This window comes from Nocardia sp. NPDC057455 (assembly GCF_042802775.1).
GTDB lineage: Bacteria > Actinomycetota > Actinomycetes > Mycobacteriales > Mycobacteriaceae > Nocardia.
The window spans coordinates 76615-102525 of the sequence record NZ_JBHVDM010000017.1 but is presented as its reverse complement, the minus strand read 5'-3'; the positions used below and the strand labels follow the sequence as shown (position 1 = coordinate 102525).

Below are 25911 nucleotides of genomic sequence, written 5' to 3'. Positions count from 1 at the left end.
GCGACATCTCATACCCACTTCGTGTGCACGAGATGTCGGACGGGGAGGGGGTGGGGGAGCAATCAGAAATCAAAAGATCAAAAGAGGGAGGGGGTTGGGGTGGTGGTTGAGAGAAAAGAAGTGGTTGCGTTGGGTGGACATCGGAAAGTTCGCGAGTGGGTTGCGTTGGGAGACGGTGACGGTGGTGGCGTCGTCTGCATCGGCTGCGGTCTACTGCACGCGGCTGGCCGGCTTCCGGCTGGCGTGGCGCGTGTGACGGTGGGTGCGTGGTGCGCTGGCTCGTGCAGCTGCATGGTGGTGCAGCGCGTGGCGCGATCCGGGGTGGAACCGCGAGCTGCGCTCGCGCTTTCGTTTCGCTCGGCTTGTCGTGGTGGGGCACCTCACCGCTCGGCATGAACGGGGCCTATCACACGGTCACCGGCCGTCAAGGGCGCCTACGGCGTCGGCAAGCCGATGGCGCAAGCGCCACCCTTGACGACCGGAGCCCGTGTGATCGAAACGCCCCAGGCCAAGCGGAGAGGAACCCCACCACGACAGGCTCGTGCTCCACTCCAGGAGATCCGCAGCCTGGGGCTGCGCGCGGGGGCTCTGCCCGCCGGACCCCCGCTCTCGGCGAGGCCAGGCCTGCACAGAGAGGGGTGGGTGAACACGCGAGAGTTGTGTAGGTCTACCGCGGCTCCCATGCAGACGGACCAGTTGCCGAACCGACTGAGGTAGTCAACCTGATAGCAACTTGTCAGCACCGATAAGAGCTATCAGCAGGTTGTCAACGGAACGAGTTTTCACGTTCCGCCGACACAGGTTTCTGCCTAATGCGCACCTAAGGCGCACCTGATGCGCACCAAATGCGCAGTCCATGCGCGTTCTAGTCGTCACATACTTTGCGACATGGCCGATTTCAAGGCACTCAGTGCGCACGACGTCTATCTTCGACACACCGAGAACTTTGGCGCGACACGCCGATAGTTTCAGTAAAATTTCAGTGCCGCACGGGGGCGCAAGTACGCAGTTGCTGCGTACTGTTCAGCGTATGCAGACGACCAACCTCCCAGGTCCGAGATGCCCTCTGCCTCAGCCGCGCCCGATGGTGACGTACATGTCGTTTGGTTGCCTCTAGACTGTCGCCTTGTTCGGCTTCGTGCGTGATCTCGATCTTGCCGAACCTCCTGCTGCACTTCCCCTCTCGACAACCACGGAGAGGGACTCGGACGCGGCCGCCGAAGGTCGGTGGTCGCAGTAGGAGGTTGAATGGATCCGCCCGATATCCCGAACCCAGCATCCACCAGGGATGGAGGTCCGCCTCCGGACCGGGTGGAGGCAGCTCGACGTTGGTGCAGAGCTATCGCGTGGGGACTCGACGCCGTCTCGGTGTGGTTGTCCTACACACAAAGCGACAGCTTGGCACTGATGGCCAAGCTGTCGGCTGTGTCACTGCGCGCGGTTGAAGGTTGGCGCCCGCGGCCGCGTCAGTGATCCGGAGCGCCTGGGGCCGTCAGGATCCGGGCGCTCTGTCTTTGTAGGGCCGCCTCTTCGGCGATCCGTATTTCCCGCACAACCTGGCGGCGCGTTCCTAAGTCAAGCTACGGAGCGCTGGACCGCTAAGAAGGAGGGTGTAATACACCCTACAGCCGGTGGTGCTCGAAGAGGCATTGGAGAACCACCTTGACATGGTGACAAACAGATGTCCGTTCACTACCGGCCGGACACGTACCTGCCGCGGCCGGTCTGGGTGCGTCTGGACGCGCTGCTACTTCGCGATCCGGAGATGCCTCGGCACGTGAACGGCGCCGGGTTGGAGATCCGTGGTGAAACCGCCGGCACCCTGACGCACTAGATCCCGACCGTGGACGGCAATTAACTCGGCCAAGTAACCTACACCCTCCGGCACGCGGATGGCCGGAAGCCGCTGCGGATGCGCGACCAACTCGCCTGCCTACGCACTACGCCCGCGTGGCGTCGACTGAACATCCATGTCGTCGCTCTGGATCTCGAAGGGTGACTGCGCGCGATGGTGCACGCGCCGCCATACCTGCACTGTCTGGTGCTTGTGTGCCTGGACTGTGAGGTTCTGCAGGGCGTCATATTGATACATGACCACCAACGCCGATCCCATCTCCATTTGTAGTGTTCACGACGGTTGGGGCGACCTGCCGCCCAGAAAGCGCTGGAAGTGGGGGTGGGTCGCCGTTGACCTGGTCGACGCCCGCGTAGTCGCAATAGCCACCGCTCACGAAATAGGAGGGGAATCCGACATCGCGGTTGTTCGCAGCGTGTACACCACCCGACCGGGCGACAGACTCGGTAGGCGCCTGCTGGCCGCAGGCCGCGACGAACTCGCAGCCGCCGATCCGCCGATCATCCTCTACCGCAGCGGCATGGCGACACCGGCTGACGACGCAGCCTGCAGGGCCGTCGAGCTGCCGCTGTTGCCGCCCAAGGCTCGAGAGTTGGAGAGCAGGGGCATCCCCTACATCCCCTACAGCGTCGAAGACGCCACGGAGGTGGGCAAGCTCCATCTTGCGCAAGCGGCTCGGTTCCTCGGGTTGCAAGCAGCGCAAGCATCCTGACCAACCCGGCCCGACTTGATCCGGTACGCCGATGGCCGGGAGCCGCCGCGGATGCGCGCCCAGCTGGTGCCGCCTAGGCGGGGTTCCGGTAGCAATCGCCGGAAAATCTAACGAAATTCGTGTCGGCTACGAGGCTGGGCTCTGCCCAAGCACCCCCCCTCGCCGGGAGGCAGGCCGCCCAGAGGAGTACAGGTGCGCCAGGCAGGAGTCGTGGTGGTCTACCGCGGCCAAAGCAACTACAAGGCCTGCTCGGCTGGTGAGCCGCGAGATGTTCGGGGGTTGGATCGCAGCCGCCAATTCGGACTGCAGAACGAACAGCGCGGACGTCGATTGTAGGGGGCTCAGTGTCGCTACGTAGCGTCGAATCCGAAGCTAATTGGAAAAATCGGCATTCGCCTATATCGCTGTCAAATGGAGGGTATAGTTTTGGTTGTTTTCGACGCCCGCGAGGTCGCGCAGCGCCAAGGGATAGGGTATCTTTATGAGTGATGATCCGGATGATTCGAAAGTTGTGAAAGAAAGCCCGCGAGTCCGGGCTCTTCGTCATCTTTATTATAGCTACTTGCAATTCACCGAATCTGTTGAAGCGATTCGGGATCTAGCTTTACATTCCCATACCAGCGAGGGGGTGAACATTCCTAGAAAAGCTGTATTCCGAGAAGCTGTCCGAAAATGGAATACAGATGATTCGGAAGAAATTATTGACGAAATATACTCCCAGCTTATACGCCGGGTTGCGCAAGAAGCGGAAGAACTTCTGGCAAGAGTTGAACAGGGCGACTTGGAGAATATTCCGAGCGGTCCGATGGCAATGGTTCAGCCGATCTTGGCGTCCCTCGTTGAGGAGTTGAGTCAGTGCGATGCCGGTCCTTGGAATTGGGATATTGCTTGGCGTAAGACTATTGATCGCAAGTCGCGTAAGGAAGCCCTTTTCTCCTCTTTGCTTGTCAGTGCTGCCAGCGCGTTCGAAATCCAGGTTGGCGATGCGATTCGTTGCCATTTGCGGGCGATACCTCAAGCTGTGGAGTCATCTGAAAAGCAGTACTCGTATGCAGATGTGGCGAAGTTTTGCAACCTTGAGGCGTTCAAAAATGCAAGCATCGAGGACCGAGTGGAATCGGTTATGCGCAAAGACGTATCTTCATGGTTCGATTGGACTAATAAAAAATTCGGTGTCAATATATCTGATGTCAGTGGGTATGGAGATGAAATTGTAGAAGCATTTCTGCGCAGAAATCTAATAGTCCATAATGGCGGGGTGGTAAACGACATTTACCTATCGAAAACCCCCCGTAAAGTCGCACGTAATGACGATTTCAAGATCGTGGTCGATCAGCAATACGTGCTTTCGGTGATTGACTGGCTTCAAGCTGCAGGGACGGCACTTGTCGTGCGCGTTTTCGATAAGTTGGGCTCCGCCGATGAGTCGTCTGCAGTAATACAAGATGGTTTGCTCACCGAGGTCTCGTATGAATTACTTCTGGCCAAAAGGTACGGAGCTGTTATCGACCTGGCGGATTGTGTTCAAGGCTGCGCAAAAGCAGCGGATACTGCGTTGATCTTGAAGGTGAACCGCTGGATAGCGCTCAAAGAGACCGGCAAGTTGGAGTCTATTCGATCCGATATCTCCAACTGGGATGTGTCGGCTGCCAGCATGCGATTTGTGCTGGCAAAACACGCGCTCTTAGACGAACATGATGAAGCTGAGAGTATCCTGAAGACTCTTTTGAGCACGCGTCAACTGTCTCAGTCGCACTGGCAGACATGGCCTCTGCTTGAGAATTTGCGGCGATACGTGAAGGAGAAAGAGCTGAAGTCGGCATCCGCTACATGCGCGAGTGGTGGGAATGCCCTGACCTCTACGAGATGTGGAGATGACGAAGAGGAGGTGGTAGGCACCGTTGCTGACTAGTCCAATGCCGCACGCACAGAGTCCCAGCGAGACTTTGCACGGTGCGCATATCTCATCGTCGTGGTGACCGACGCGTGTCCGAGCAGTCGTGAGACGTCTTCGATCGGTATACCTCGTTCTAGGAGGCGGCTGGCGTAAGTGTGGCGGAGGTCGTGCAGCCGCACGCGCCGATCTGATGGCGATTCCTGCTCTTGCCCACGTAGGCGATTCGGACGGAAGCCTCGAATCGGTCGCGGAGGTTGCTTGAATCGAACGGTCGTCCTTGGGTGTGCGCAAGGACGAGGCCAGAGTGGACACGCGCGTTCCGCGGATATTTCACAGGCGCCGCGGCAGGCTTGCCCATGCCCACACGATCCAGGCGAGACTTCAACAACTTCGTCAGCTTGTCGCCAATCGGGATAGTCCGACGTTCGTAATCCTTGGGTGGATTCATCTCGTGCTCCACTGGGTCGTACGCCCACTCCACGACAATCTCGCGGCGCTTGAGGTTCACGCTCTCCCAATGCAAGCCCATCGCCTCACCGAGGCGAACGCCAGTACCAAGCAGGAGCTCCACGACAACGAGGTCGAACGGAAGAGTGATGCCTCGATGGCTGCTATCTCTTCATCATCGAGGTAGCGCTCGGGCATCGGGCCCGGTTTTGGGAGGGTAATACCGCTGCACGGGTTTACATCGATCCGACGCGCGAGGTGCGCAGCCTTCATCGAGGAGCTTAGGAGGTAGTAACACTTGGCGACCGTCGAGGTGCCATACCGCTGTTGGTGAGGTCGGACACCCACTTCTGAACCTCGTCGGTCGTGATCGCTCGGAGTAGTTCCTTCTGCCACCGTGGGCGGACGTGATCACGCAGGCGAGCTACATCGGACCGATTTGTGCTCTTCCTCACAATCCGTGCGGCCGTCCACGTCGGCTCCCACTCGCCCCACGTCATCTTGTCGGCTCCGTCGGGAGTGGGGGACCGACGTTCGGCGACCTCCTTGGTCCCGGCCTGCCGCTCTGCCTCCGCCTTCCGGGCGAAGGTGCCGGCACTCCGCTTCTTCCCGTTCGCGTCCCTGTAGACGCCCCTGTACTTGCCGCTGGGGAGCTTCTCCGCCCACGCCATCGACTGATCCACCCTTCAATCGGTTCGTGCCCCACAGCCGCTGTCAGCTATGCTGTCCAGCCGAGCCCCTTTAGCTCAGTTGGTAGAGCTGGTGACTTTTAATCACTAGGTCGTAGGTTCGAGTCCTACAGGGGGCACCATCGCGACGGCGGGGCGTGGGGGGCTGCGAGCCCCACGTTTGCCCCACGATTCTAGCGTTTCCGCTGGTAGAAGCGCCACAACCTGTGGATTAAAAGTCCGTAGCTCTACCAACTGAGCTATAGGGGCGCGGAGGAACAGTGTAGTGCGATCGGGGGCGGATGCCCCAATCGGGGGAGTTCGTGTCGACGGGCGGGGTGGATGGGTGGGGTCGGCGTGGCGTGGCAAGTGCGTCGCGTGGCGGCGCGACGGGGGTAACACGGCGTGCGCGGGGGCGATGCAGGCGGTAAACCTATGGCACCCAGCTTTGTTCATCTTCGCTGGATCTGGATATCATTCAATCATGTTGGCTGGCAATGTCTTTGGATTTGCAGGGGGTGAACGGCTCTGGCCGGGCGAGGCTCGTGGGGCGGGTTGGCGGGCGAGACGTGGGCGGCGGCCGGTTGTCCGGCTTGCCGGTCGGCTCGCGTGAACCATTCTGGGCTGCTGGCGAATTCGTGCACCCACCGGCAGCGCCGATTGGGTTGCCGAATATTTGCCGTAACAGAAAGTGGAATCGGATGGTTACCTGACTCTCCGGTTTGCCGCGTGTCGGATCGGGATTCCGGGTACGGTGGCGCCTTGGTGAATTCCGAAAGAATCATCGACTCGATCGATGTCGCGGAATTCGGATTGTCGTTGCTGTGTCCGAAGGCGCCGCGGTCGGTCCGGCCGGCCACGGCTCGACGGAGCTCGATGCCGCAGGAGGAGGCACGTTCTAGACGTAGAAATGCCCGGATGCGCACCCCCTGCGGCGCACCCGGGCAGGCAAACTATACCAGCTGGTGTGTTACAGGTTTTCCGCGAGTTTTCGTACCGAAGGTTTGAAATCGGTCGAAAATCGGGTTCGACGTATTGATAAAACTCATGAATTCGCGCCGAGGGTCCGTTCCTTCGGGGGTGGCTGATTGGCGGCGAGTAGGCTTCGGAGGCGTTTCGAGCATGGCACGGCAGCAAGAGCGGGCGCGCCGGACACGGGCGGCGATTATCAGGTCCGCCGCCGTTGAGTTCGGGAAGAGCGGCTATGCCGCTGCATCGCTCAACCGCATATTGGAAGGGTCGCGTGCCACCAAGGGCGCCATGTACTTCCATTTCGATTCGAAAGAAGATCTGGCACGCGCGGTGCTGGAGACCGCCGTGGAGCGCTACCGCGCCTCCGCCGAGCGCTGGCTGGCCCGAACGGATCTCAGCCCGCTGGACATCCTGCACGGGGTGGTCGACGAGATCGCGCTACGGCTCGAGCACGACATCATCGTGCAGGCCGAGTATCGCCTGATCATCGAGCCGGACTTCTACCGTGACGTGCAGGCCGGCGGCGGCCGCATCCTGGGCCGCACCACCAGGGTGCTCACCGTCCGCGCCATCGACCACGGGCAGCTGCGCGCGGACGCCGACCCCGACCGGTTCACCCGCACGCTCGCCGCCGCGCTGGCCGGCCAGCGATACATGGTGGACCTGCTCGGCGGACAGGTCGATCTGCGGGCACGGTTCGAGGAAGCGCTCGAGGTCGTGATCGAGGCGATGGCCACCCTGGAATGGCTGGAGAAGTTCCGCAGCGACGGCTGGCGTACCCAGGCCCGCTTGGAGGAGCTCGGTTTGAGCCTCTGACCAGCCGGTTTGGGATTCGAGTCGGGTCTGTCATAAGCTATCCCAGCTCCCAACGGACAGCCGTTGAAAGCCGGTCCGGAGAAATCCGGGACGAGCCCCCTTCGTCTAGCGGCCTAGGACGCCGCCCTTTCAAGGCGGTAGCGCGGGTTCGAATCCCGTAGGGGGTACGATCTTCGGATCGTTGGAAGCAGAGCATGGCCCTGTGGCGCAGTTGGTTAGCGCGCCGCCCTGTCACGGCGGAGGTCGCGGGTTCGAGTCCCGTCAGGGTCGCAAGTAAGCGCCGGAGATATCCGGCGTTTCGCGTATGGCATTCACTTCGGGTGCCTGCGGCCAGGTAGCTCAGTTGGTACGAGCGTCCGCCTGAAAAGCGGAAGGTCGCCGGTTCGATCCCGGCCCTGGCCACTCCACTCGTAGGCGAGCCCAGTTCACGGAGAGCGTGAACTGGGCTCGTTTCGTTATTCCTGTGGGGGTGCAACCCCCACGCCCCGCCCGGCGGGCTTCGTCCCCGGACCCATTGATGGTGGTTGCGTTCGGGGGTTCGTTCCCCCGTCCTTCGGCCAGTCCGTTCTGGTCGGTCTCCCGGCGTCGCGCGGTGTTGGTCGCGTTGATCTCCCGCTCGGTGACGGGAGACGGCTGGCTTGATCCGGCTCGACGAAATCTCTTCACCGACATGGTCGGGTAAGCGAGCGTCGTCGTGGGCGGGGCGTGGGTTGAGTGCGATCGGGGGGTGTGGCGAATCACACAGCGCCGCATCTGTGTTCGGGATCGGGGAGTGGCTTGCCCGGCGCGGGTAGGCTGGCGCGGCCATGTCGACCCTTCTCCTCGCCCTCGCGGGGTTCGCCTTCCTCGACTCGCTCGACCTGTTGCTGATCGGCGTCACCACGGCTGTGGTCTACGACAGCAGGTTGAGCCGTCGCTCACCGCTGGTGGGCGGTCTGAGCTTGCTGGCGGGCGTCTTCGCCGTCACCACCGCCTTCGGGATCTGCACCATCCTGGGGATCGGCTTTCTGACCGATTTGATCGACTTCCGGATCACCCCGGCGATTCGGTACTGGGGTGAACTCGGCGCCGGTGTGTTGTTGATCGTTCTCGCGAGTATTCGGATGACCGGCACGGCGGCCCCGCGCCGGGCGACGGCATTGCACCGCCGACCGTGGATACTCGCCGGCCTCGGCGTGGCTATCGGGATCGCGCAGGCGCCGACCGCGGTCCCTTATCTCGCCGGACTCGCGATGATCTCCGCACGGCATCCGCTACCGGCGTTGTGGCCACTGATCGTCGTCGCCTATTGCGCGCTGGCATTGCTGCCGCCGTTGGTGATACTCGGCCTCGCAATGCGGCGGACGACCGGGGCGCGGCGGATGTATCGAAAAGTTGTTCGCATAATCACCACATACGGCCCGATTTCGGTGCGCGTGCTCTTCGCGATCTTCGGTGTGGTTCTCCTGTGCGACGCGCTCGTCCATTACCGAAGCCTCTGGTGGTGAATTGCGGTCGCCGGAGTCCGCCGATGGATGGCGCAAATGCGGTTGAGGCGCGCTGTTCGGTGGGATGCTGGAGGTATGGCTGAGCGCTGGTATTACTGCTTGAAGCACAATCGAGCCGAGCAAGGGCGGCAGTGCTGGTTCCGTGACCGGATGGGGCCGTACCCGGACAAGGCGACGGCGGAACGGGCGCTCGAGATCGCGCAGGCGCGCAACGCGCGGGAAGACGCCCGGGATCGGGCCTGGCGGGACGGGGACTGAGACGGCGCGGGGCATGGCCGGCGGAAAGCCTTCCCGGGCACGATAAGTTGATCTTGAGCCGCAGGTCGGAGGCTCGGGCGGTGCCGCACCGGGTGCGGCCGCTCAGTTCGCGATCAGGTGTATCGAGTACGGTTCTCCAGAACTCGACGAATGCTCGGGAGTCCTGGCGTGGGCTGCGAGCGGAAACCAGGATCAGCAGGGAGGGCGACCCTTGAGGGTTACCGTTGTTGTGCCGACCTACAACGAGCGGGAGAATTTGCCGGTTGCGGTGGAGCGGCTGACCGCGCTGCCGGTGCCCGACCTGCACGTACTCGTGGTGGACGACAGCTCGCCGGACGGCACCGGCGAGGTGGCCGACAAGCTGGCCGCAGAACTGCCGAACGTGGTCGGTGTGCTGCACCGGACCGAGAAGGACGGGCTCGGGCGGGCATACGTGGCGGGTATCACGCGCGCGCTGGACGAAGGTGCGGACGTGGTGATCCAGATGGACGCCGACCTGTCGCATCCCGCCGAGGTCATCCCGGCGATGCTGGAGAAGCTGACCACCACCGAGGCGGGCGTGGTGCTCGGTTCCCGCTACGTCCCGGGCGGCTCGACCGCCGCGGAATGGAAGTGGTACCGCAAAGCGCTGTCGGCCTGGGCCAACTTCTATGTGAACTTGATCCTGCGGCTGGGCGTCAAAGACGCCACCGCGGGCTTCAAGGCGTGGAAGGCCGACACCCTGCGTGCCATCGACGTGGGCTCGATCCGCAGCAACGGATACTCGTTCCAGGTCGAGATGAACTACCGCACCATCAAGAAGGGGTTCGCGATCGCCGAGGTGCCGATCCGGTTCGAGGAGCGCACGCTCGGCGCGTCCAAGATGAGCCTCAGAGTGCAGCTCGAGTCGGCGCTCATGCCGTGGAAGCTGCTGTTCGGCCGCGCGGTCTGAGCATCTGCCGCCGGGCCCCGCGTCCCGAGGGCACGGAGCCCGGCTGTTCCGGTCAGCGGCCGACGAGCCGGTTGCTCCTTGCCTCCGACCCGGTCACGAGTACCTGGTGAATAGCCGACGGGACGAGGGGTGCACAGGACGTCCGCGGCGATGGTCGTCAGGCCGCGCCGCCGCCGAGCACCCGAAAGCCCGTGAGTACGCCCCCGGCCCACAAGCAGCAGAGCAGTGCGGCGTGCTCTCGGCTGATCAGCATGGCCAGTTCAGCAGCGTATCGACGAACAACTGGCGTACCTCCGCCACTTTGTCGTCCAAATCGCCCGGATCCCATGCGCTGACGTCGATCGGGTCGAGAATCGCCACGTCGACCGTTCCCGGCCGGGCGACCATCGCGTTGCGGCGGCAGATCTCGCCCGCGTTCCGGATGACGATCGGGATCACCGGCACCCCCGCCTGCATCGCGATGTGGAACGCGCCTTTCTTGAACGGCCCGACCTCGGGAGTGTAGGAGCGAGTTCCTTCCGGAGCCACCGCGACCGACAAGCCGCCGCGCAGCGTCTCCACCACCGGCCGCAACGCCGCCCTGGCCTGCACGGTGTCCGCCCGATCGATGAACGTCACGCCGACGAAGCGCATGAGCGGCCCGAAGACCGGATTCTTGGTCAGCTCCTTCTTGCCGATCGCGGTCACGCCGCCGCCGAGCACCTCGGGCACGATGATGATGTCGAACTGGCTCTGATGGTTGAACAGGAAGACCGCGGGCCGCGGCGACTTCGCGTTCTCGGCGCCGGTGACCCGCACCTGCACTCCCGCGATTCGCAGCGTATTGCGCGCCGCGTGCGCCATCAACGCGTCGGCCATCTGTTGCCGGTCCTTCGTAGCCGCTTTCGACGCGACTCCGAACAGTGCGCCTCCCAGCAGCCCGGCGAACCCCGCGGCGGTACGTGCGTAGTCGCTCGCACGCGGCCGGGGACGCGGCCGGAAGGTCAGCCTGCTCCAGCGCTGCCGGTCGGCGATGGCGTCCAGGGCGTCATCGGGGTTCACCGCCACGGGATGCCCCACCAGCGACAGCATGGGCAGGTCGGCGATCGCGTCGGCGTAGGCGTAGCTGCGCTCGAGATCCACCTCGTGCGTGGCGGCGAACTCGGCAACCGCCTCGACTTTGCCGTTGCGCCACAGCGGCTTGCCATCGGGATGCCCGGTCAGGCCACCTTCGTCGGTGGCCATGGGCGTGTAGAGCACGTGCTCGATGCCCAGCTGCGCGGCGGCAGGCGCGACCTGGAACCGAGTCAGCGAGCTGACCAGCACGATGGTGTGCCCGGCCGCTCGATGGGTCCGGATCAGCTGCCACGTTTCGGGGTAGAGGTACCCGTAGACGGTGTGCTGGAACAGATGCCTGCCCAGTTCGTCGAGTTCCTGTTCGGAGCGCCCGGCCAGCGCCTCGGACAGTTCGCGGAGGAACCGGCCGTATTCACCGTCGGTCATGTGCTTGCGAATGCCGCCGAGCAGCACGTCGGCCGGCTTGCGGCGCAGCCGGTGCCGCGATCCGGGGCCGTCGACGACAGCGCCCCCGAATTCGAAGACCGCGGCGACCGCGCGGCCTTGCGGACCGGAACGTATGGCAGCGAGCGCGGCGTCGAGATCAGCGCGCGCGTCGGTCATCGAACCTCCCGAATACCGCGATGCTCGGGCGTCGATCGCTCACCGCGCCTCCCGGTTGGACGGGTCGAGCGCGGCGGCCTGCGCGATGCGGGTGCCGATACTGCGCAGACGTTCGGCGAATTCGGTTCTGCGCCGGAGCAACTCCGCGCGGCGATCCTCCGGTTCGTCGTCGGCCACCGTCTCCAGCAGGCCGTAGTTGTCGGCGAGCTTCAGGGCACTGGTGAACAACTCGGTGGAGACCGACTCCGGGCTGTGCAGCCGTTGCTGCAGCTTCATCTGCTTGCCGACCGCCACGCATTCGGTGATGAACTCCTTGCGGTCGATCTCGTCGCCCGCGTCCCGGGCGGCGAGCCGTTCGGCCACCACCAGCTGCGCGTCGACGAAGGAGCGCAGCACGCGGTGGGCCATGGTGAAGCCGGAGGCGGTGAGCTTCGCCAGAATGTCCGCGCCGAAGGTGTCCCGGCGGGTGTGGCTGTACCAGTCCGGATCCACCAGCAGCATCTCCGCCACCATCTGATCGGCGAACTCGCCGCGCTCGGGAAAGAAGAACTCGAACTTCAGCAGATCGCGCAGGCGGAACGCCTCGTCCCAGCCGGTGTTCAGGGCGTCGGCCTCGTCGTTGTCGACCGCGGCCAGGATGGACAGCTCGAGGATGGCGCGGTTGACGAACCAGTGCACGGCGCTGTTGCGGTAGAAGGCGGCCTCCAGATGCGCACCCGACTCGATCGAGTACACCGGCTCGATCCCGCCGCGATACACCGTGACCACCTTGGCCAGCGAGAGCTGTTCCAGCACCACGGCCAGGCCCTGTTCGTCGCGGAGCGCGTCGAGTTCGCCGCGCGGCAGCTCGCGCTTGTCGATGTAGCCGAGCACCGAGTTGAGCACCGTACGCACCTCGCCGAGGGTGAGGGCGCGCCCGTCCACTCCCAGCAATGCCAGGGTGACCAGCGCGTTGACCGTGATCGGCGTGACCGCGTTGATGCCGACCGCGACTTCGAAAGCCAGCCGTTGCACGGCCTTTCGTTCCAGCTCGGCGACTTCCGGCGGGTCGCTGTCGACGATGCCCGCATCGGTGCGCGGCGGCGGAACCGGCTCGATGTGGTGCAGCGGGATGGTCAGCGGCGGGGTGGTGAGCGGATCGCCGTGCGCGGAAAGCCGGTCGCGCGCCGACAGCGGCTCGCCGAAGCGGACGTACACGTGCCCGGCGGAGTGCTGCTGGCTGCGGATGTAGCGCGCCAGCCAGGTCAGCCCCTCGGGCTTCTTCTTGCCGCCTTCTTGTTCGGTGGCGATCGCGCCGAGTTCGTTGAGCCGCTCGTAGGTGATCGAGACGGGCACCAGCATGACGTCATCGATGCGGTTGGAACGAACCGCCGCGGCGAGGTAGTTCAGCAAGCCGTAGCGCGGTGGCCGCAGCTTGCCGGTGCGGGTGCGGCCGCCTTCGAAGTACCACTCCAGGTTGAAGCGCTTGGCCAGCAGGTAGGCGAAATACTCCTCGACGACGGCCTTGTAGACCTCGTCGTCGCCGAAACTGCGCCGGATGAACACCGTTCCGGTGCGCCGGGCGATCGGGCCCATCGGCCAGAAGCCGAGATTCGCGCCGCCGATCACGTGGTTGGGCGGGAAATCGTTGCGGGCCAGCACGTCTCCGAGCACGAACGCGTCGACGTACGAACGGTGCGAGGGCAGGAACACCAGCGGATAGCGGCGGTTGAGGTCGCGCAACCCGGTCAGGCCCGACTCGTCGGGATCCACCTTCCAGGTCGAGGCGTGCACCGGCCGCATGGCCTGGGTGAACAGATCGGAGACCAGCCTGCTCTGGGCGGCCACCAGTTCGTTGAGCCCCTTCTCCGCGCGGCGGTACACCTCGTGCGGGCTCGCCCCGATCTGGTCGGCGATCAGCTCCAGCCTGCGCGAGAAGTCGGGGGAGTCGAGGATCTCCTCGGCGACCAGCTTTGGCACTTTGTACCGGTCGCCGATGATGGTGCGTTCGGCGCGTTCGAGCGCCACCACCGCGGCGCGCACGACCGCGCGGGCCAACGGCTCGGCGGTGCCCTTGCCCAACAGCGCCGAAGCCTCCGGGTTGTTCGCGCGCAACTCGCTGAGCCGGGCCGGCGCGCCGGTCAGCACGACGTGCCGGTCCGGCGACTTCGCCAGCAGTTTGCGCTGCGCCAGCCGATTGGGCTTGCGCGGGTTGGTCAGCAGGGCGAGATCGGCGAAGGTGACGCGGCGCACGCCGTCGCGTTCCGGCGGTAGCCACAGCACGCGGATCGGCACCACCAGCGGATCGTCGCGTCTGCCGACCAGCCGGGCGGCCACGGCGCCCGCGTCCAGGTCCAACTGCGTGACCGGCGCTTCGGTACCGAACTCCGCGCTGATCCCGCCGTCGGCGAGCCACTTGCCGACGAGTTCGCGTTCCACCCCCGAGGTGGCGTCGATCAGGGCCACCACCGACTGTGGTGCGGTCCCGGGCCGGGCTGTCGCGGGTGAATCGCCGCGGTGATCGATCATCGATGTTCTTCCCTCCGCAGGTGACGCTCTCCACTATTCAATCCCGGCGGGGGTATTCCCCGCAGGCAGTCGGCGCGGTGAGTTCGGTTCGGCGGGCAAGGGTTGGCGTGATCGCCGCGCGGGATGCGGGGCGAGCGCGGCGAAAGTACTTGCCGTGCGGGGACCTCCGTTCCGAAATGATCGCTCGGCGTCCGCGCTGTGGCCGCCAGCACATCCGCACACTGAAGGAGGTAATGCTAACCTTACCTGCACAAGTTAGGCCAGGGTTACCTTTGGAGGATCGTTGTCGACCACGGAACGCCTGCGGGTTGAGTATGTGACCGATCCGGCGGCAGCGATGTCCCGGCTGGCGGGGGCGGATCGGTTCGGCGAGTACGTGATGTACGAGCGTCCGGGGGAGTGGGTGTTCGCCGCCGATCCGATCGGCAGTGTCGAACTGGACGTGCGAGAGTTGCGCGTCACCTGGGAGGGGCAGACCACGACCAGCCGGTGGGAAGGAAATCCGGCGGGCGTGATCGATCGCGCGCTCGGCGCGCTTGCACTCGACGGGCGGAATGCCTATGGCTGGATCGGATTCGAATTCTGCGCGTGGGCGCTCGACGCCACCGAGCACTTGGACCCGCGCACCGCGCTCGCGCACCTGATGGTTCCTCGAATCGAGGTGCGGGTGGGCGAATCCGGCGTGCGGATCTCGGGTGCGACGCCGACGGAGACCGGAGACATCCACGACCTGATCGCGCAGTCGCAGAACGCGGAGTTGCCGCAGGCGCATCCGGCCGACATCCGCATAGATCCGACCGGCTACCGGGACCGGGTGGCCGAGGCGGTCGGCGAGATCCAGGACGGGCGGTACCAGAAGGTCATCCTGTCCAGGAAGGTCGATCTGCCGTTCACCGTAGATGTTCCGGCCACCTATCGCCTCGGGCGCGCGCACAACACACCCGCGCGCTCGTTCCTGCTGCGGCTCGGTGGTTTGGAAGCGGCGGGTTTCAGCCCCGAACTGGTCGTGTCGGTGGACGACGACCGGGTGGTGACCACCGAGCCGTTGGCCGGTACCCGGGCCTTCGGGCGGGGGTCCGCGGCCGATCTCGCCGCCAGGGCGGATCTGGTGACCGACCCGAAAGAGATCGTCGAGCACGCGATCTCGGTGCAGACCTCGTTCGCGGAGATCACGGCCGTCGCGGATCCCGGCACGCCCGCGGTGTCGGATTTCATGGCCGTGCGTGAGCGGGGCAGTGTGCAGCATCTGGCGTCCACGGTGCGTGGGCGGCTGGCCGCCGACCGGTCCAGCTGGGACGCGCTGGAGGTGCTGTTTCCGTCGGTGACCGCCTCGGGAATTCCCAAGCGTGCGGGCGTCGACTCGGTGTTCCGGCTCGATCACGACCCGCGCGGGCTGTACTCCGGTGCGGTGGTGACGGTTTCGCCGACCGGCGCGATGGAGGCGACGCTGGTGTTGCGTGCGGTGTACCAGAACGCCGAGGGCGCCTGGCTGCGTGCCGGCGCGGGCATCGTCGGCCAGTCACGGCCGGAGCGTGAGTTCGAGGAGACCTGCGAGAAGCTGGGCAGCATCGCGCCCTACGTCGTCAAGGCATAGCGGAAGGCGGACGGGCAGCGCACCGATGATGCGCTGTCCGCCGATCTTCCGGCAGCGCTACAGTTCGGCGCGCAGTGCCTTCTTATCGATCTTGCCTACCGCGGTGATCGGCAGTTCGTCGCTGCGGCGCAGCACATCCGGCAGTTTGTAGGTGGCCAGTCCGCGTGCGGTGAGGAAGGTTTTGATCTCGGCCAGCGTCGGCATCACGCCGTCGACGACCAGGACAGCGCAGACCTTCTCGCCCAGCGCCGCGTCGGGCAGCCCGACGGCGGCGGCGTGCCGGACGGCGGGATAGGCGAGCAGATGTTCCTCGAGTTCGTCGCAGGAGACGTTCTCGCCGCCGCGGTTGATCACGTCCTTGATCCGGCCGGATACCACGAGATGCCCGCTGGGCAGGCGGCGGACCAGATCTCCGCTGCGGTAGAAGCCGTCCGGGGTGAACGCGCGTGCGTTGTGCTCGGGTGCGCGGTAGTAGCCGCGGATCGTGTACGGCCCCCTGGTCAGCAGTTCGCCCTCCGCGCCGGGCGCCACGTCGTTGCCGTCGCCGTCCACCACGCGGATCTCGTCGGCGGGCGAGAGCGGACGGCCCTGGCTGGTGTGCAGTAGTTCGGCGGAATCGTCGAGCCGGGTGTAGTTCAGCAGGCCCTCGGCCATGCCGAACACTTGCTGCAACGTCGCGCCCAGCGCCGGGGTCACTTCCTTGGCGTTGACCTCGGCCAGTCGCGCGCCGCCCACTTGGAGCAGACGCAGCGAACTCAGGTCGGCTTCTTCCCATTCGGTGGCCGCGCACCAGAGCTGTGCCAGCGGCGGCACGACGGCGGTGACCGTGACCCGGTGTCGCTCGATCGCGGCGAACGCGTTCTCCGGGCTCGGATCGCTGACGAAGGCGACCGCACCGCCGACCCCGACGGTGCCGAGAATCCCGGGGCAGGCCAGGGGGAAGTTGTGGGCCGCGGGCAGTGTCGCGAGGTACACGTCCCGCTCGCTGAGTTCGCACAGTTCGGCGCTGGCGGTGGCGTTGTAGAAATAGTCGTCGTGCGTGCGCGCGATGAGCTTCGGCAGGCCGGTGGTGCCGCCGGAGACCAGCATCAAGGCGATGTCACCCGGATCGATCTCGGGCAGTTCGCCGCCGTCGCGCGGTATCGAGGCCAAGTCGGTGAACAGCCCGGGATCGCCGAGTACCAGGACGTGGCGCAGCGACGGCGCCGCATCCCGCACGGTCGACGCCAGTTCCCGGTAGTCGAAGTCGCCCACCCGGTCGGCGACGATGTAGCCGACCGCGTCGGAAAGCCGTGTGAGGTGCTCGATTTCGGCCCGTCGATGCGCGGGCAGACTCAACACGGGAATGATCCCGGCGCGCAGCAGGCCGAACAGCACGGTCAGGAACTCGGGCACGTTCGGTAGCTGGACGACCACGCGATCGCCGGGAACGATGCCGAGCGCAAGCAGCCCGTGGGCCATCCGGTCCGCGGCGGCGTCGATGTCGGCATAGCTGCGTGTGCCCTCCGCGTCGAGCAGCGCGGGACGCTGTGGATGCCGGTGTGCGGTCGCGCGCAGGAGGTCCCCGAGCGGACGCCCGGCCCAGTAGCCGGCGGCGCGGTACTGCGCGGCCTTGTCCGCGGGAAAAGGTACGTAGCCGTCGCGATGCGCGGACTCGGTCGGTATGGAAGTCACGGTGTGCCTCACAAAGTTCAAGCCAAGGATCCCTTATATAGGTTAGGCAACCCTACTTGGAATGCCGCCGCGCGGACCGGCCCGGGCGTGTTCAACCCTGCCGCCCGGTGCTATCGCACATAGACTTTCCGGCATGACCAGGTGGGACACCTCGAACATCCCCGATCAGAGCGGCCGGAAGTTCATCGTGACAGGGGCCAACAGTGGCCTGGGAGCCGAGACGGTGCGTGCGTTGGCCGCGGCGGGCGGGGAAGTGGTGCTCGCCTGCCGGAATGTGGCCAAAGGGGAGCGCGTGGCCGCCGGGCTCGGTGACCGGGCGCAGGTGCGCGAGCTGGATCTGGCCGATCTCGCTTCGGTCCGGGCGTTCGCCGAAGGGGTCGACGGGGCCGATGTGCTGATCAACAACGCGGGCGTGATGGCCGTACCTGAGGGTCGCACCACCGACGGGTTCGAAAAACAGATCGGCACAAATCATCTCGGTCACTTCGCGCTCACCGGACTGCTACTGGGCAGGATCTCGGACCGGATCGTCACGGTCTCCAGCGGTGCGCATCAGGTCGGCAAGATCGACTTGGACGATCTCAACTGGGAGCGGCGCAAGTATCAGCGGTGGGCCGCCTACGGGCAGGCCAAGCTGGCCAACCTGATGTTCGCTCGTGAGTTGCAGCGCAAGTTGACCGCGGCGGGCTCGCCGAAAGTCTCGGTCGCCGCGCATCCCGGCTACGCGTCCACCGAGTTGCAGTCACACACCGAGTCTTTCCTCGACCGGGTGATGTGGGTGGGCAACCAAGTGTTCGCGCAGAGCGCCGCGATGGGCGCACTGCCGACGCTGTATGCCGCGACCACCGACGTCGAGCCCGGCGGCTACTACGGACCGATCGGCTTCGGCGGCATGCGCGGATATCCCGGGCCGTCCGGATCGTCGAAAGCATCCCGGAACGAGAAGGTCGCGGCCGATTTGTGGCAGCTGTCCGAGAAACTGACCGGAGTCACCTACGACTTCACCGGATAAGCGCCACCTGGCCTTCCGGATGCTGTGAGCCGGGTCTCACCGTCCGTTGTCACACTCCCGCGCACCGCGTCGTCCTCTTGATGAACCCGCAAGGAACGGCAAAGGACGGACATCATGGAACAGCGCTTCGAACTCTTCTCCAACTCGGTCGGCGGCAGCTTCATCAAGCGGCTCACCATGGCCTCCAAAGTGATCAACGACTCCACTCTCGATGCCGCCACCTATGAATTGGTGAAGATCCGGGCCAGCCAGATCAACGGCTGCGGCTACTGCACCGACATGCACACCAAGGACGCCGCGCACGCGGGCGAGACCTCGGTGCGGCTCAACCTGATCGCCGCGTGGCACGAGGCCACCGTCTTCACCGAGGCCGAGCGCGCCGCACTGGCGCTCACCGAGGAGGCCACCCGGATCGGCGACGGCCGCGCGGTCAGCGACGGAGTGTGGCAGGAAGTGCGCAAGCACTACGACGACGACCAGATCGCCGCCCTCATCGCCGCCATCGCGATGATCAACGCCTGGAACCGGATGAACGTCATCGCGCGCACTCCGGCGGGAAGTTACGTCCCGGGCCAGTGGGGGTGAACCCGCGTCGTCCGGTATCGACCGCGCCGTTCGCGGCCCCGTCGGCGGGGAACGCGGACGGCGCTCATGGACACCGCGGACCGGAAGACGTGTCGACCACCGACACCGTGGCGTATCTAACAACCTCGTTCACCGACCGGTCGTGGGCTGGTACTGTGCCGGACGTGCAGCGCGTGTATTTCTGGTTTAGCAAGCCGGCCCTGGGTGGGCTGGTCTGCGGCTACCACGTGCGCTGACGAACTTCCACCCCGAGCCGGACGATGGACCGGCTCGACGGGATTCTCGTCCGTGGGTCGGTCCCGAGAAAAAGGAACCCACGACATGACAACCGCAGCCGACGTCGACGCACGGCATTCCGATCTGGACGATCAACGCACCCTCAACGTCAGCCCCCTGCGTTCGCCTGCGGAGGTGCGTCGCGTACATCCGATCACCGATGCCCTCGCCGACACCGTCCGTGCGGGACGCAAGGCCACCGTCGATGTGCTGAACGGCGCGGACGATCGTTTGATGGTGATCGTCGGCCCGTGCTCGGTGCACGACCCAGCCGCCGCGCTGGACTACGCGCGCCGTCTCGCGGCGAAGGCCGCCGAACTCGGTGACCGGCTGCACGTGGTGATGCGGGTCTACTTCGAGAAGCCACGCACCAGCCTGGGCTGGAAGGGCCTGATCAACGACCCGCATCTGGACGGCTCGTTCGACGTCAACACCGGACTCGGCTTCGGCCGCAAGCTGCTGGTCGACATCACCGCCCTCGGTCTTCCGGTGGCCTGTGAATTCCTCGACCCGATCACTCCCCAGTACATCGCCGACCTCGTCTCCTACGGCGCGATCGGCGCGCGCACCGCGGCCAGCCAGGTGCACCGCCAGCTCAGCAGCGCACTGTCGATGCCGGTCGGGATCAAGAACGGCACCGACGGTGACGTCCAGGTGGCGGTGGACGGTGTGCGCGCCGCGGCGGCCAGCCACGTGTTCCCCGGCACCGACCTCGACGGTCGTGCCGCGCTCATCCGCACCACCGGCAACCCGGACTGCCACGTGATCCTGCGCGGCGGCAGCAACGGCCCGAACTACGACGCGGCCTCGGTCGCCGAGGCGTGCCTGCGGCTGGAGAAGGCGGCACTGCCGGAGCGGATCGTGGTGGACGCCAGCCACGGCAACAGCAACAAGGACCACAACAAGCAGGTCGACGTGGTCACCGATATCGCGCGGCGGCTGGCTGCGGGCGAGACCGCGGTCGTCGGCGTCATGCTGGAGAGCTTCCTGGTCGCAGGACGCCAGGACCTCACCCTCGGCCACGCCGAGGAGCTCACCTACGGGCAGTCGATCACCGACGCCTGCTTGGACTGGGAGACCACCGCGAGCCAGCTGGACCGCTTGGCCGAGGCGGTGCGGCAGCGCCGCGAGGGCTGACCTGTCCGAGGTTCCGCTCGAGCCGACGGGGCACAGCATGACGTCGGCCGGCGGTGAAGTGGCACGCGGCGAAAGTTCATGCGAGACGCGCACACGCCGTCGGTCGAGCATCGTCAGACGCAGAGCACGCCCAACAGATCGCCGGAAGAGAGGGTTCGGACACCGAAGCCTGCCCCGGTCAAGTGTTCGGTCAACCCGGCGAGCGACGGCTTCGGACTGGTCGCAGTCGCGGCGTCGGGCGTGCCGTAGCCGTAGAACAGGCCAAGCGTCGCGCCGGGTGCTAGCAGTCGGCGGATCAGGGCGAGTTCCGCGGTGGGGCGCTTGGTCCAGAACAGGTTGACGTTCACCGCCAGGATTTTGTCGAAACCCGCCGCGCCGACCCCGGTCTCGCGCAGCAGCCGGTCCGGGTCCAGGCTCGCGAGATCGGCGTGCACCAACCGGACCCGGCCCGACGCCGGCCCCGCGGCATGCCGCTTGCCTGCGCGGGAGATGGCGGTGGCGGAGCGTTCCACGCCGACGACCGTGCCGTCGGTCGCCTTCCCGGCGAGGTAGGCGATCGAATCGCTGGAGCCGGGACCGATTTCCAGCACACTGTCGGCGGGCCGCACGGCCATGGTTCGCACGATCCACGCGAATCGCGAATCGGCGGTCATCGGGGCGAGCCGGGCCGGGGTGCCTGGGCGATCGGCGTCACGCCACGGGCGAACTCCGCGGGCCAGTCGTCCGCCGGACCGGGCGGATCGGTGCGCAACCGAGCGGCGATCCAGTGGTCGCGGCGTCGTCCGCGTTGGATGCTGCCCAGCCGGGACATGCCCTCGTACCGGAATCCGGCGCGCCGGACGACCGCGGCCGAGGCGTAGTTGCCCACGAACGCGCGCCAGGCGATCCGTTCCAGTGCCAGGCCGTCGGCGCGGAAACCGAACTCGCACACCAGCTCGACCGCCCGCGTCATCAGGCCGCGTGACCGCTGCGCCGCAGCGAGCCAGAAACCGATCTCCGCCGCGCTCCCGTCGACTTCGCGGAGACCGATCGTGCCGATCACCGGTCCATCGGCACGCGGCCGCACCGCCCAGATCGGGCTGCGCGCCGCCCAACCCGGAACGACCATCTCCTCGATGAAGGTCACGGCGCTGTCCCGGACGTACGGCACTGGGATGGTCACCCACTCCGCGATGGCCGGATCCTGGCAGCACGCGGTGATGGTGTCGATATCGTCCGTCGTCGGGGCCGACAGCCAGATCGTTCCGTTCGACAGCACGTGGTGGTCCATCGCGCCATGCTGTCACGGAAGGTTCGGTGGCTCATCCGGTTCACCCCCGCCGCCGATGCCGCGCGGGAACGTTTCGAACCGGACCGTAGACTGCTACCTCGATGGTTGCCGCGCTGCTTTCCGACCTGTTCGAGTCACATCGGGCGCATCTGCTCTCGGTCGCCTATCGGCTGACGGGCAGCGTCGGCGACGCCGAGGACGCGGTCCAGGAGAGCTGGTTGCGCTTGGCGGGCGCGCACCAGTCCGAGATCGATGACCTGCGGGCTTGGCTGACCACCGTGGTGAGTCGTATCTGCCTGGACCGTTTGCGTAGCGCGGCGGTGCGGCGAGAGAGTTACGTGGGCCAGTGGCTGCCGGAACCGGTGGTGACCGCTCGCACGCCGTCGAGCGCGCCCGACCCGCTGGAAACCGTGGTGCGCAAGCAGGAGTGCCGGTTCGCCGCGCTGATCGTGCTCGACACCTTGACGCCGCCGCAGCGCGTGGCCTTCGTGCTGCACGACGGGTTGTCGGTGCCGTTCGATGAGATCGCCGACATTCTCGGCATCTCCGCCGACGCCGCGCGGCAACTGGCGGTTCGTGCCCGCAAAGCGGTGACGCAGACGCCGCAGCCGGTCCCCGATGCCGAGCACGAGGCCGCCGTGCAGCGCTTTCTCATCGCGCTGAGCTCCGGTGACGTGGCCGCCGTCGCGGCGGCCCTGCATCCGGACGCGGTGCTGATCGGCGATGCCAACGGCACCACCGCCACCGCGATCAACGTCTTGCACGGCGCGGATCGCATCGCCCGTTTCTACTTGGGCCTGGTGCGCAAGTACGGGCTGGACGACGCGTCGCCGGTCTACGAATTCGTCTCGGTGAACGGGCAGTTGGGTCTGCGGGTCGCGGCGCGTTCGGCGTCCGAGGGCCGGCGCGGTTACCCCGCGCGGGTGGTCGGCTTCACGGTGCATGACGGAGTGGTCTGGGGTACCTATGACCTGGCGAATCCAGCCAAGCTGGGTGGGGTCCGGCTGGGTTGAGCCCGGCGCGGGCAACCCCACGCAGGCCCGGCGGTTTCCCGCGTGGCCGGGTTCGCGATGAGGTCGAGGTAGGAGGCTAGTCTCCGGTTATGCCCTCGCGACACCAGACCGTTGCCCGCCTGCGCCCCTTCGCATCGACCATCTTCGCCGAGATGACCGAGCTCGCCGTCCGGCACGACGCGGTCAACCTGGGCCAGGGATTCCCCGACAGCGACGGGCCCGCGAGCATGCTGGAAGTGGCGCGTCGCGCCATCGCCGACGGACTCAATCAATACCCGCCGGGCCGCGGCATGCCGGTGTTGCGCCGAGCGGTGGCCGACGACCGAGCCCGGCGCTACGGGACCGACTACGACCCCGACTCGCAAGTCCTGGTCACCGTGGGCGCGACGGAGGCGATCAGCGCCGCTGTGCTCGGTTTGGTCGAGCCGGGCGAAGAGGTCGTGCTGATCGAGCCGTACTACGACTCGTACGCGGCGGCCGTGGCACTGGCAGGCGCCCGGCGGCGCACGGCACGCTTGGTGGCCGACGGGGACCGGTTCGTCCTGGACCTGGACAGCCTGCGTGCCGCGATCACTCCCGCCACCCGGATGCTGATCGTCAACTCGCCGCATAATCCGACCGGCACCGTGCTCGGGCGCGCGGACCTGCAGGCCATCGCCGAAATTGCCTGCGAACAGGACATTCTGGTGTTGACCGACGAAGTTTACGAGCACCTGACCTACGATGGCGCCGAGCACATCAGCCTGGCGACCCTGCCGGGTATGGCCGAGCGGACGATCGTGGTGTCCAGCGCGGCGAAGACTTTCAGCGTCACCGGATGGAAGACCGGGTGGGCATGCGGGCCTGCCGAGCTGATCGACGGGGTACTCACGGCCAAACAGTTCCTGACCTTCGTAGCGGGCGGGCCGTTCCAGCCCGCTGTGGCGCACGCGATCAACCATGAACTGGGCTGGGTCGGGAAGCTGCGGGAGGCTTTGTCGGAGAAACGTCTTCGTCTCTCCGCCGCGCTCGCCGACATGGGGATGCGGGTGTACACGAGCGCAGGCGGTTACTTCGTCGTTGCCGATATCACCCCGCTCGGCATCGCCGATGGTGTGGCGTTCTGCCGTGAACTGCCGAAGCGTGTCGGCGTGGCGGCGGTGCCGGTCAGCGTGTTCGCCGACGACGTCGCCGCCTGGAATCACCTGGTGCGTTTCACCTTCTGCAAGCGCGACGAAACCCTGGACGAGGGAGTCCGCCGGTTGCACCGCGGCTGATTCGCCGAACCCTGCCGTGATCTGTCAGGTTTTGCTGGCATCGTGCGTGGCATGACAACCCAGTACTACACGGCGACCAGCCTCGACGGATACCTCGCCGATACGGACAACTCGCTCACCTGGCTTTTCGAAGTGGACGGAGCGGACGAGGCGCAGGCGGGCATCGCGGGCTTCCTCGCACAGGTCGGCGCCATGTGCATGGGCGCGACCACCTACGAGTGGATGGTGGCCAACGAGTCGCCGGAGAACTGGCGTGAGTACTACGGTGACCTGCCGTGCTGGGTCTTCACCCATCGGGAACTTCCCGCGATACCCGGCGCGAATCTCCGGTTCGTCTCAGGGGCGGTCGAGTCGGTGCACCGAGAGATGACCGAGGCGGCCGGTGATCGCAATATCTGGGTCGTCGGCGGCGGCGACCTGGCCGGGCAATTCGCCGACGCCGGCCTGCTCGACGAAATCATGCTGAGCGTGGCTCCGGTGAGCTTGGGCGATGGCGCCCCGCTGCTGCCGCGGCGCCTCCTGTCCTCCCGGATGCGGCTCACCGGCGTCGAGCAGGCGGGGCAATTCGCCGAACTGCGCTATCGCTTGACGAACGCGACTGATCAGCGCTGATTCGACGAGGAACTTTCACCGACCTGGGTCGAGGATGTTCCGCGCCCCGCCCTCGCCTCCGATCCCGGCCCCCGGACGCGACCTCCGGGTCCTGGGTCTCCGGTCCCTGGCCTCCGGGTCCTGGGTCTCCGGTCTCGGGTCTCCGGTCTTCTGGTCCCTGGACCGGGCTCAGGCCGGAATCGGGCGGGTGCGGTCGGTGGCGAGGAGAGCGGCGATCGTGCCGAGCATGGTGCCGGTGACGTAACGCTGGATGCGCAGCCACCTGGGGCGCCCGGTGAGGAACGTAGCGAGACCACCCGCGCCAAGCACGATCAGGCCGTTCACGGTGAGCGCCACCGCGATCTGCACCGCCCCCAGGCACAGGCTCTGCAACCACACCCCGCCGTGCTCCGGCGTGACGAACTGCGGAATCAGCGCCATGTACATGATCGCGATCTTCGGATTCAGCAGGTTGGTGACCAGCCCCATCGTGAACAGCCGTCCGGCGGGGTCTGCCGACAGCGCTGTGGGTGCGAAAACCGAGACGCCTCCCGGCCGCACCGCCTGCCAGGCCAGCCACCCCAGATACGCGGCCCCGGCCAGCTTCACCGCCAGATACAGGCCCGGGACCACCGCGAACACAGCGGTGATCCCCGCGGTCGCCGCCGCCAAATACACGCCGAACCCCGCCGCCACCCCCGCCAACGACACCAACCCTGCCCGCCGCCCCTGCGAAACCGTCCGCGACACCAGATACATCATGTTCGGCCCCGGCGTGAGCACCATCCCCAACGCCGCAACCGCAACCCCCACCACCGCCGCCATCTCGATCATGCCCCGATCCTCACCCGCCCCACCGCGCCCTGTCGCGGTCCACTTCACAGCCGCTGGACGGGGAATGAGCGGGGCGGACTCAAGGAGCCGGTTGGAAATATCCGGTGCTTCCCGGCGACTGTGGCGGCACCGGCTCGAGGCGCGTATCCGGACGTAGCACATCGCCACTGCGGAAGCGGTGGAAGTACTCCCTGCTCGTATCGGAGCGGATCGACTGCAGTGGCTCGTCGCCGTCGAGGAAGACGTAGAACACCTGGGCCGGCCCATCGCTACCGACAGTCGTCGGAAGGTTCGGCCAGCAATAGTCCGGCAATCCGGTCGCTTGATTCATAATACCTGCCCCCGGTGCCGGTTCCGCTCTGATACGCCGTCGGCGCCCTGTGTTCGAACTGGTGTGTAATTCCGCCGACTACAACGGATTTCGCGATGGCTGATGGGGCTCGGCCAGTCGGTTCCGAA

At 66.0% G+C, this 25911-nt stretch carries 24 protein-coding genes and 4 tRNA genes; 19 read left to right on the top strand and 9 right to left on the bottom strand.

Annotated features, from left to right (window positions below; translation table 11 throughout):
• Positions 1 to 106: 106 nt before the first annotated feature.
• The 4 genes from ACFU5M_RS10070 (at position 107) to ACFU5M_RS10055 (ending at position 4479) form a co-directional block, all read left to right on the top strand.
• Positions 107 to 256, top strand: a complete 150-nt coding sequence (locus ACFU5M_RS10070) for a hypothetical protein (RefSeq protein ID WP_379046785.1) — start codon at positions 107 to 109, stop codon at positions 254 to 256.
• Between the two features lie 1425 nt (positions 257 to 1681).
• On the top strand, positions 1682 to 1834 hold the full coding sequence (locus ACFU5M_RS10065) for a hypothetical protein (RefSeq protein WP_379046782.1): 153 nt from the start codon (positions 1682 to 1684) through the stop codon (positions 1832 to 1834).
• A 256-nt stretch (positions 1835 to 2090) separates the two neighbouring features.
• On the top strand, positions 2091 to 2567 hold the full coding sequence (locus ACFU5M_RS10060) for a hypothetical protein (protein WP_379046779.1): 477 nt from the start codon (positions 2091 to 2093) through the stop codon (positions 2565 to 2567).
• 481 nt (positions 2568 to 3048) lie between these two features.
• Complete coding sequence (locus tag ACFU5M_RS10055) at positions 3049 to 4479, top strand: hypothetical protein (protein ID WP_379046776.1); 1431 nt, start codon at positions 3049 to 3051, stop codon at positions 4477 to 4479.
• On the opposite strand, the gene ACFU5M_RS10050 is transcribed toward ACFU5M_RS10055, so the two are convergent.
• The 3 genes from ACFU5M_RS10050 to ACFU5M_RS10040 form a co-directional block, all read right to left on the bottom strand.
• Complete coding sequence (locus ACFU5M_RS10050; RefSeq protein ID WP_379046802.1) at positions 4476 to 4706, bottom strand: tyrosine-type recombinase/integrase; 231 nt, start codon at positions 4704 to 4706, stop codon at positions 4476 to 4478. The genes ACFU5M_RS10055 and ACFU5M_RS10050 overlap by 4 nt on opposite strands.
• Positions 4598 to 5035, bottom strand: coding sequence for a tyrosine-type recombinase/integrase (locus ACFU5M_RS10045; protein ID WP_379046773.1), 438 nt, complete (start codon positions 5033 to 5035; stop codon positions 4598 to 4600). Before ACFU5M_RS10045 ends, ACFU5M_RS10050 begins: the two co-directional genes overlap by 109 nt.
• A gap of 157 nt (positions 5036 to 5192) precedes the next feature.
• A complete protein-coding gene (locus tag ACFU5M_RS10040) occupies positions 5193 to 5582 on the bottom strand; it encodes a hypothetical protein (RefSeq protein ID WP_379046770.1) in 390 nt (129 codons plus the stop codon).
• A gap of 64 nt (positions 5583 to 5646) precedes the next feature.
• Here ACFU5M_RS10040 and ACFU5M_RS10035 point away from each other — a divergent pair.
• The 8 genes from ACFU5M_RS10035 (at position 5647) to ACFU5M_RS10000 (ending at position 10043) form a co-directional block, all read left to right on the top strand.
• Positions 5647 to 5722, top strand: a tRNA-Lys gene (locus ACFU5M_RS10035).
• A gap of 979 nt (positions 5723 to 6701) precedes the next feature.
• On the top strand, positions 6702 to 7367 hold the full coding sequence (locus ACFU5M_RS10030) for a TetR family transcriptional regulator (RefSeq protein ID WP_379046767.1): 666 nt from the start codon (positions 6702 to 6704) through the stop codon (positions 7365 to 7367).
• Positions 7368 to 7461: 94 nt separating this feature from the next.
• Positions 7462 to 7534 (top strand) — tRNA-Glu (locus ACFU5M_RS10025).
• Positions 7535 to 7563: 29 nt separating this feature from the next.
• A tRNA-Asp gene (locus ACFU5M_RS10020) sits at positions 7564 to 7637 on the top strand.
• A 58-nt stretch (positions 7638 to 7695) separates the two neighbouring features.
• A tRNA-Phe gene (locus ACFU5M_RS10015) sits at positions 7696 to 7769 on the top strand.
• Positions 7770 to 8173: 404 nt separating this feature from the next.
• The gene (locus ACFU5M_RS10010) at positions 8174 to 8854 is read left to right on the top strand and encodes a GAP family protein (RefSeq protein ID WP_379046764.1); all 681 of its coding nucleotides are present in this window, start codon (positions 8174 to 8176) and stop codon (positions 8852 to 8854) included.
• Between the two features lie 75 nt (positions 8855 to 8929).
• Positions 8930 to 9112 (top strand): hypothetical protein, encoded by a 183-nt coding sequence (locus tag ACFU5M_RS10005; protein WP_379046761.1) that lies wholly within the window; start codon positions 8930 to 8932, stop codon positions 9110 to 9112.
• 211 nt (positions 9113 to 9323) lie between these two features.
• A complete protein-coding gene (locus ACFU5M_RS10000) occupies positions 9324 to 10043 on the top strand; it encodes a polyprenol monophosphomannose synthase (RefSeq protein WP_379046758.1) in 720 nt (239 codons plus the stop codon).
• Positions 10044 to 10289: 246 nt separating this feature from the next.
• Here the strand turns inward: ACFU5M_RS10000 and ACFU5M_RS09995 are convergent, their stop codons facing one another.
• Positions 10290 to 11702: an HAD-IB family hydrolase gene (locus ACFU5M_RS09995; RefSeq protein WP_379046755.1), complete on the bottom strand. Its 1413-nt coding sequence runs from the start codon at positions 11700 to 11702 to the stop codon at positions 10290 to 10292.
• A gap of 39 nt (positions 11703 to 11741) precedes the next feature.
• A complete protein-coding gene (locus ACFU5M_RS09990; protein ID WP_379046752.1) occupies positions 11742 to 14210 on the bottom strand; it encodes a glycerol-3-phosphate 1-O-acyltransferase in 2469 nt (822 codons plus the stop codon).
• Positions 14211 to 14493: 283 nt separating this feature from the next.
• On the opposite strand from ACFU5M_RS09990, the gene nbtS reads away from it, so the two are divergent.
• Positions 14494 to 15804 carry a nocobactin biosynthesis salicylate synthase NbtS gene (gene nbtS / locus ACFU5M_RS09985; RefSeq protein WP_379046749.1) on the top strand — a complete coding sequence of 437 codons (1311 nt, stop codon included), beginning with the start codon at positions 14494 to 14496 and terminating at the stop codon, positions 15802 to 15804.
• Positions 15805 to 15861: 57 nt separating this feature from the next.
• Here nbtS and ACFU5M_RS09980 read toward each other — a convergent pair whose 3' ends face one another.
• Positions 15862 to 17478: a (2,3-dihydroxybenzoyl)adenylate synthase gene (locus ACFU5M_RS09980; protein WP_379046745.1), complete on the bottom strand. Its 1617-nt coding sequence runs from the start codon at positions 17476 to 17478 to the stop codon at positions 15862 to 15864.
• 133 nt (positions 17479 to 17611) lie between these two features.
• Between ACFU5M_RS09980 and ACFU5M_RS09975 the strand changes: the two genes are divergently transcribed.
• The 3 genes from ACFU5M_RS09975 to ACFU5M_RS09965 all read left to right on the top strand — a co-directional run bounded on the left by ACFU5M_RS09975 (position 17612) and on the right by ACFU5M_RS09965 (position 20488).
• Entirely contained in the window at positions 17612 to 18490 is an 879-nt protein-coding gene (locus tag ACFU5M_RS09975) for an oxidoreductase (RefSeq protein WP_379046742.1), read from the top strand.
• Between the two features lie 114 nt (positions 18491 to 18604).
• Positions 18605 to 19075 (top strand): carboxymuconolactone decarboxylase family protein, encoded by a 471-nt coding sequence (locus ACFU5M_RS09970; protein WP_063053924.1) that lies wholly within the window; start codon positions 18605 to 18607, stop codon positions 19073 to 19075.
• A gap of 321 nt (positions 19076 to 19396) precedes the next feature.
• The gene (locus ACFU5M_RS09965) at positions 19397 to 20488 is read left to right on the top strand and encodes a 3-deoxy-7-phosphoheptulonate synthase (RefSeq protein WP_379046738.1); all 1092 of its coding nucleotides are present in this window, start codon (positions 19397 to 19399) and stop codon (positions 20486 to 20488) included.
• 113 nt (positions 20489 to 20601) lie between these two features.
• Here ACFU5M_RS09965 and ACFU5M_RS09960 read toward each other — a convergent pair whose 3' ends face one another.
• Together ACFU5M_RS09960 and ACFU5M_RS09955 are read right to left on the bottom strand one after the other, a co-directional pair.
• Positions 20602 to 21102, bottom strand: a complete 501-nt coding sequence (locus ACFU5M_RS09960; RefSeq protein ID WP_379046735.1) for a class I SAM-dependent methyltransferase — start codon at positions 21100 to 21102, stop codon at positions 20602 to 20604.
• A 35-nt stretch (positions 21103 to 21137) separates the two neighbouring features.
• Positions 21138 to 21758 (bottom strand): GNAT family N-acetyltransferase, encoded by a 621-nt coding sequence (locus ACFU5M_RS09955; protein WP_379046732.1) that lies wholly within the window; start codon positions 21756 to 21758, stop codon positions 21138 to 21140.
• A gap of 101 nt (positions 21759 to 21859) precedes the next feature.
• Between ACFU5M_RS09955 and ACFU5M_RS09950 the strand changes: the two genes are divergently transcribed.
• The 3 genes from ACFU5M_RS09950 (at position 21860) to ACFU5M_RS09940 (ending at position 24639) form a co-directional block, all read left to right on the top strand.
• The gene (locus ACFU5M_RS09950; RefSeq protein WP_379046729.1) at positions 21860 to 22771 is read left to right on the top strand and encodes a sigma-70 family RNA polymerase sigma factor; all 912 of its coding nucleotides are present in this window, start codon (positions 21860 to 21862) and stop codon (positions 22769 to 22771) included.
• An 89-nt stretch (positions 22772 to 22860) separates the two neighbouring features.
• Entirely contained in the window at positions 22861 to 24027 is a 1167-nt protein-coding gene (locus tag ACFU5M_RS09945) for a pyridoxal phosphate-dependent aminotransferase (RefSeq protein WP_379046726.1), read from the top strand.
• 51 nt (positions 24028 to 24078) lie between these two features.
• The gene (locus ACFU5M_RS09940; protein ID WP_379046723.1) at positions 24079 to 24639 is read left to right on the top strand and encodes a dihydrofolate reductase family protein; all 561 of its coding nucleotides are present in this window, start codon (positions 24079 to 24081) and stop codon (positions 24637 to 24639) included.
• Positions 24640 to 24807: 168 nt separating this feature from the next.
• On the opposite strand, the gene ACFU5M_RS09935 is transcribed toward ACFU5M_RS09940, so the two are convergent.
• Positions 24808 to 25452 (bottom strand): LysE family translocator, encoded by a 645-nt coding sequence (locus ACFU5M_RS09935; RefSeq protein WP_379046720.1) that lies wholly within the window; start codon positions 25450 to 25452, stop codon positions 24808 to 24810.
• Positions 25453 to 25911 lie beyond the last annotated feature (459 nt).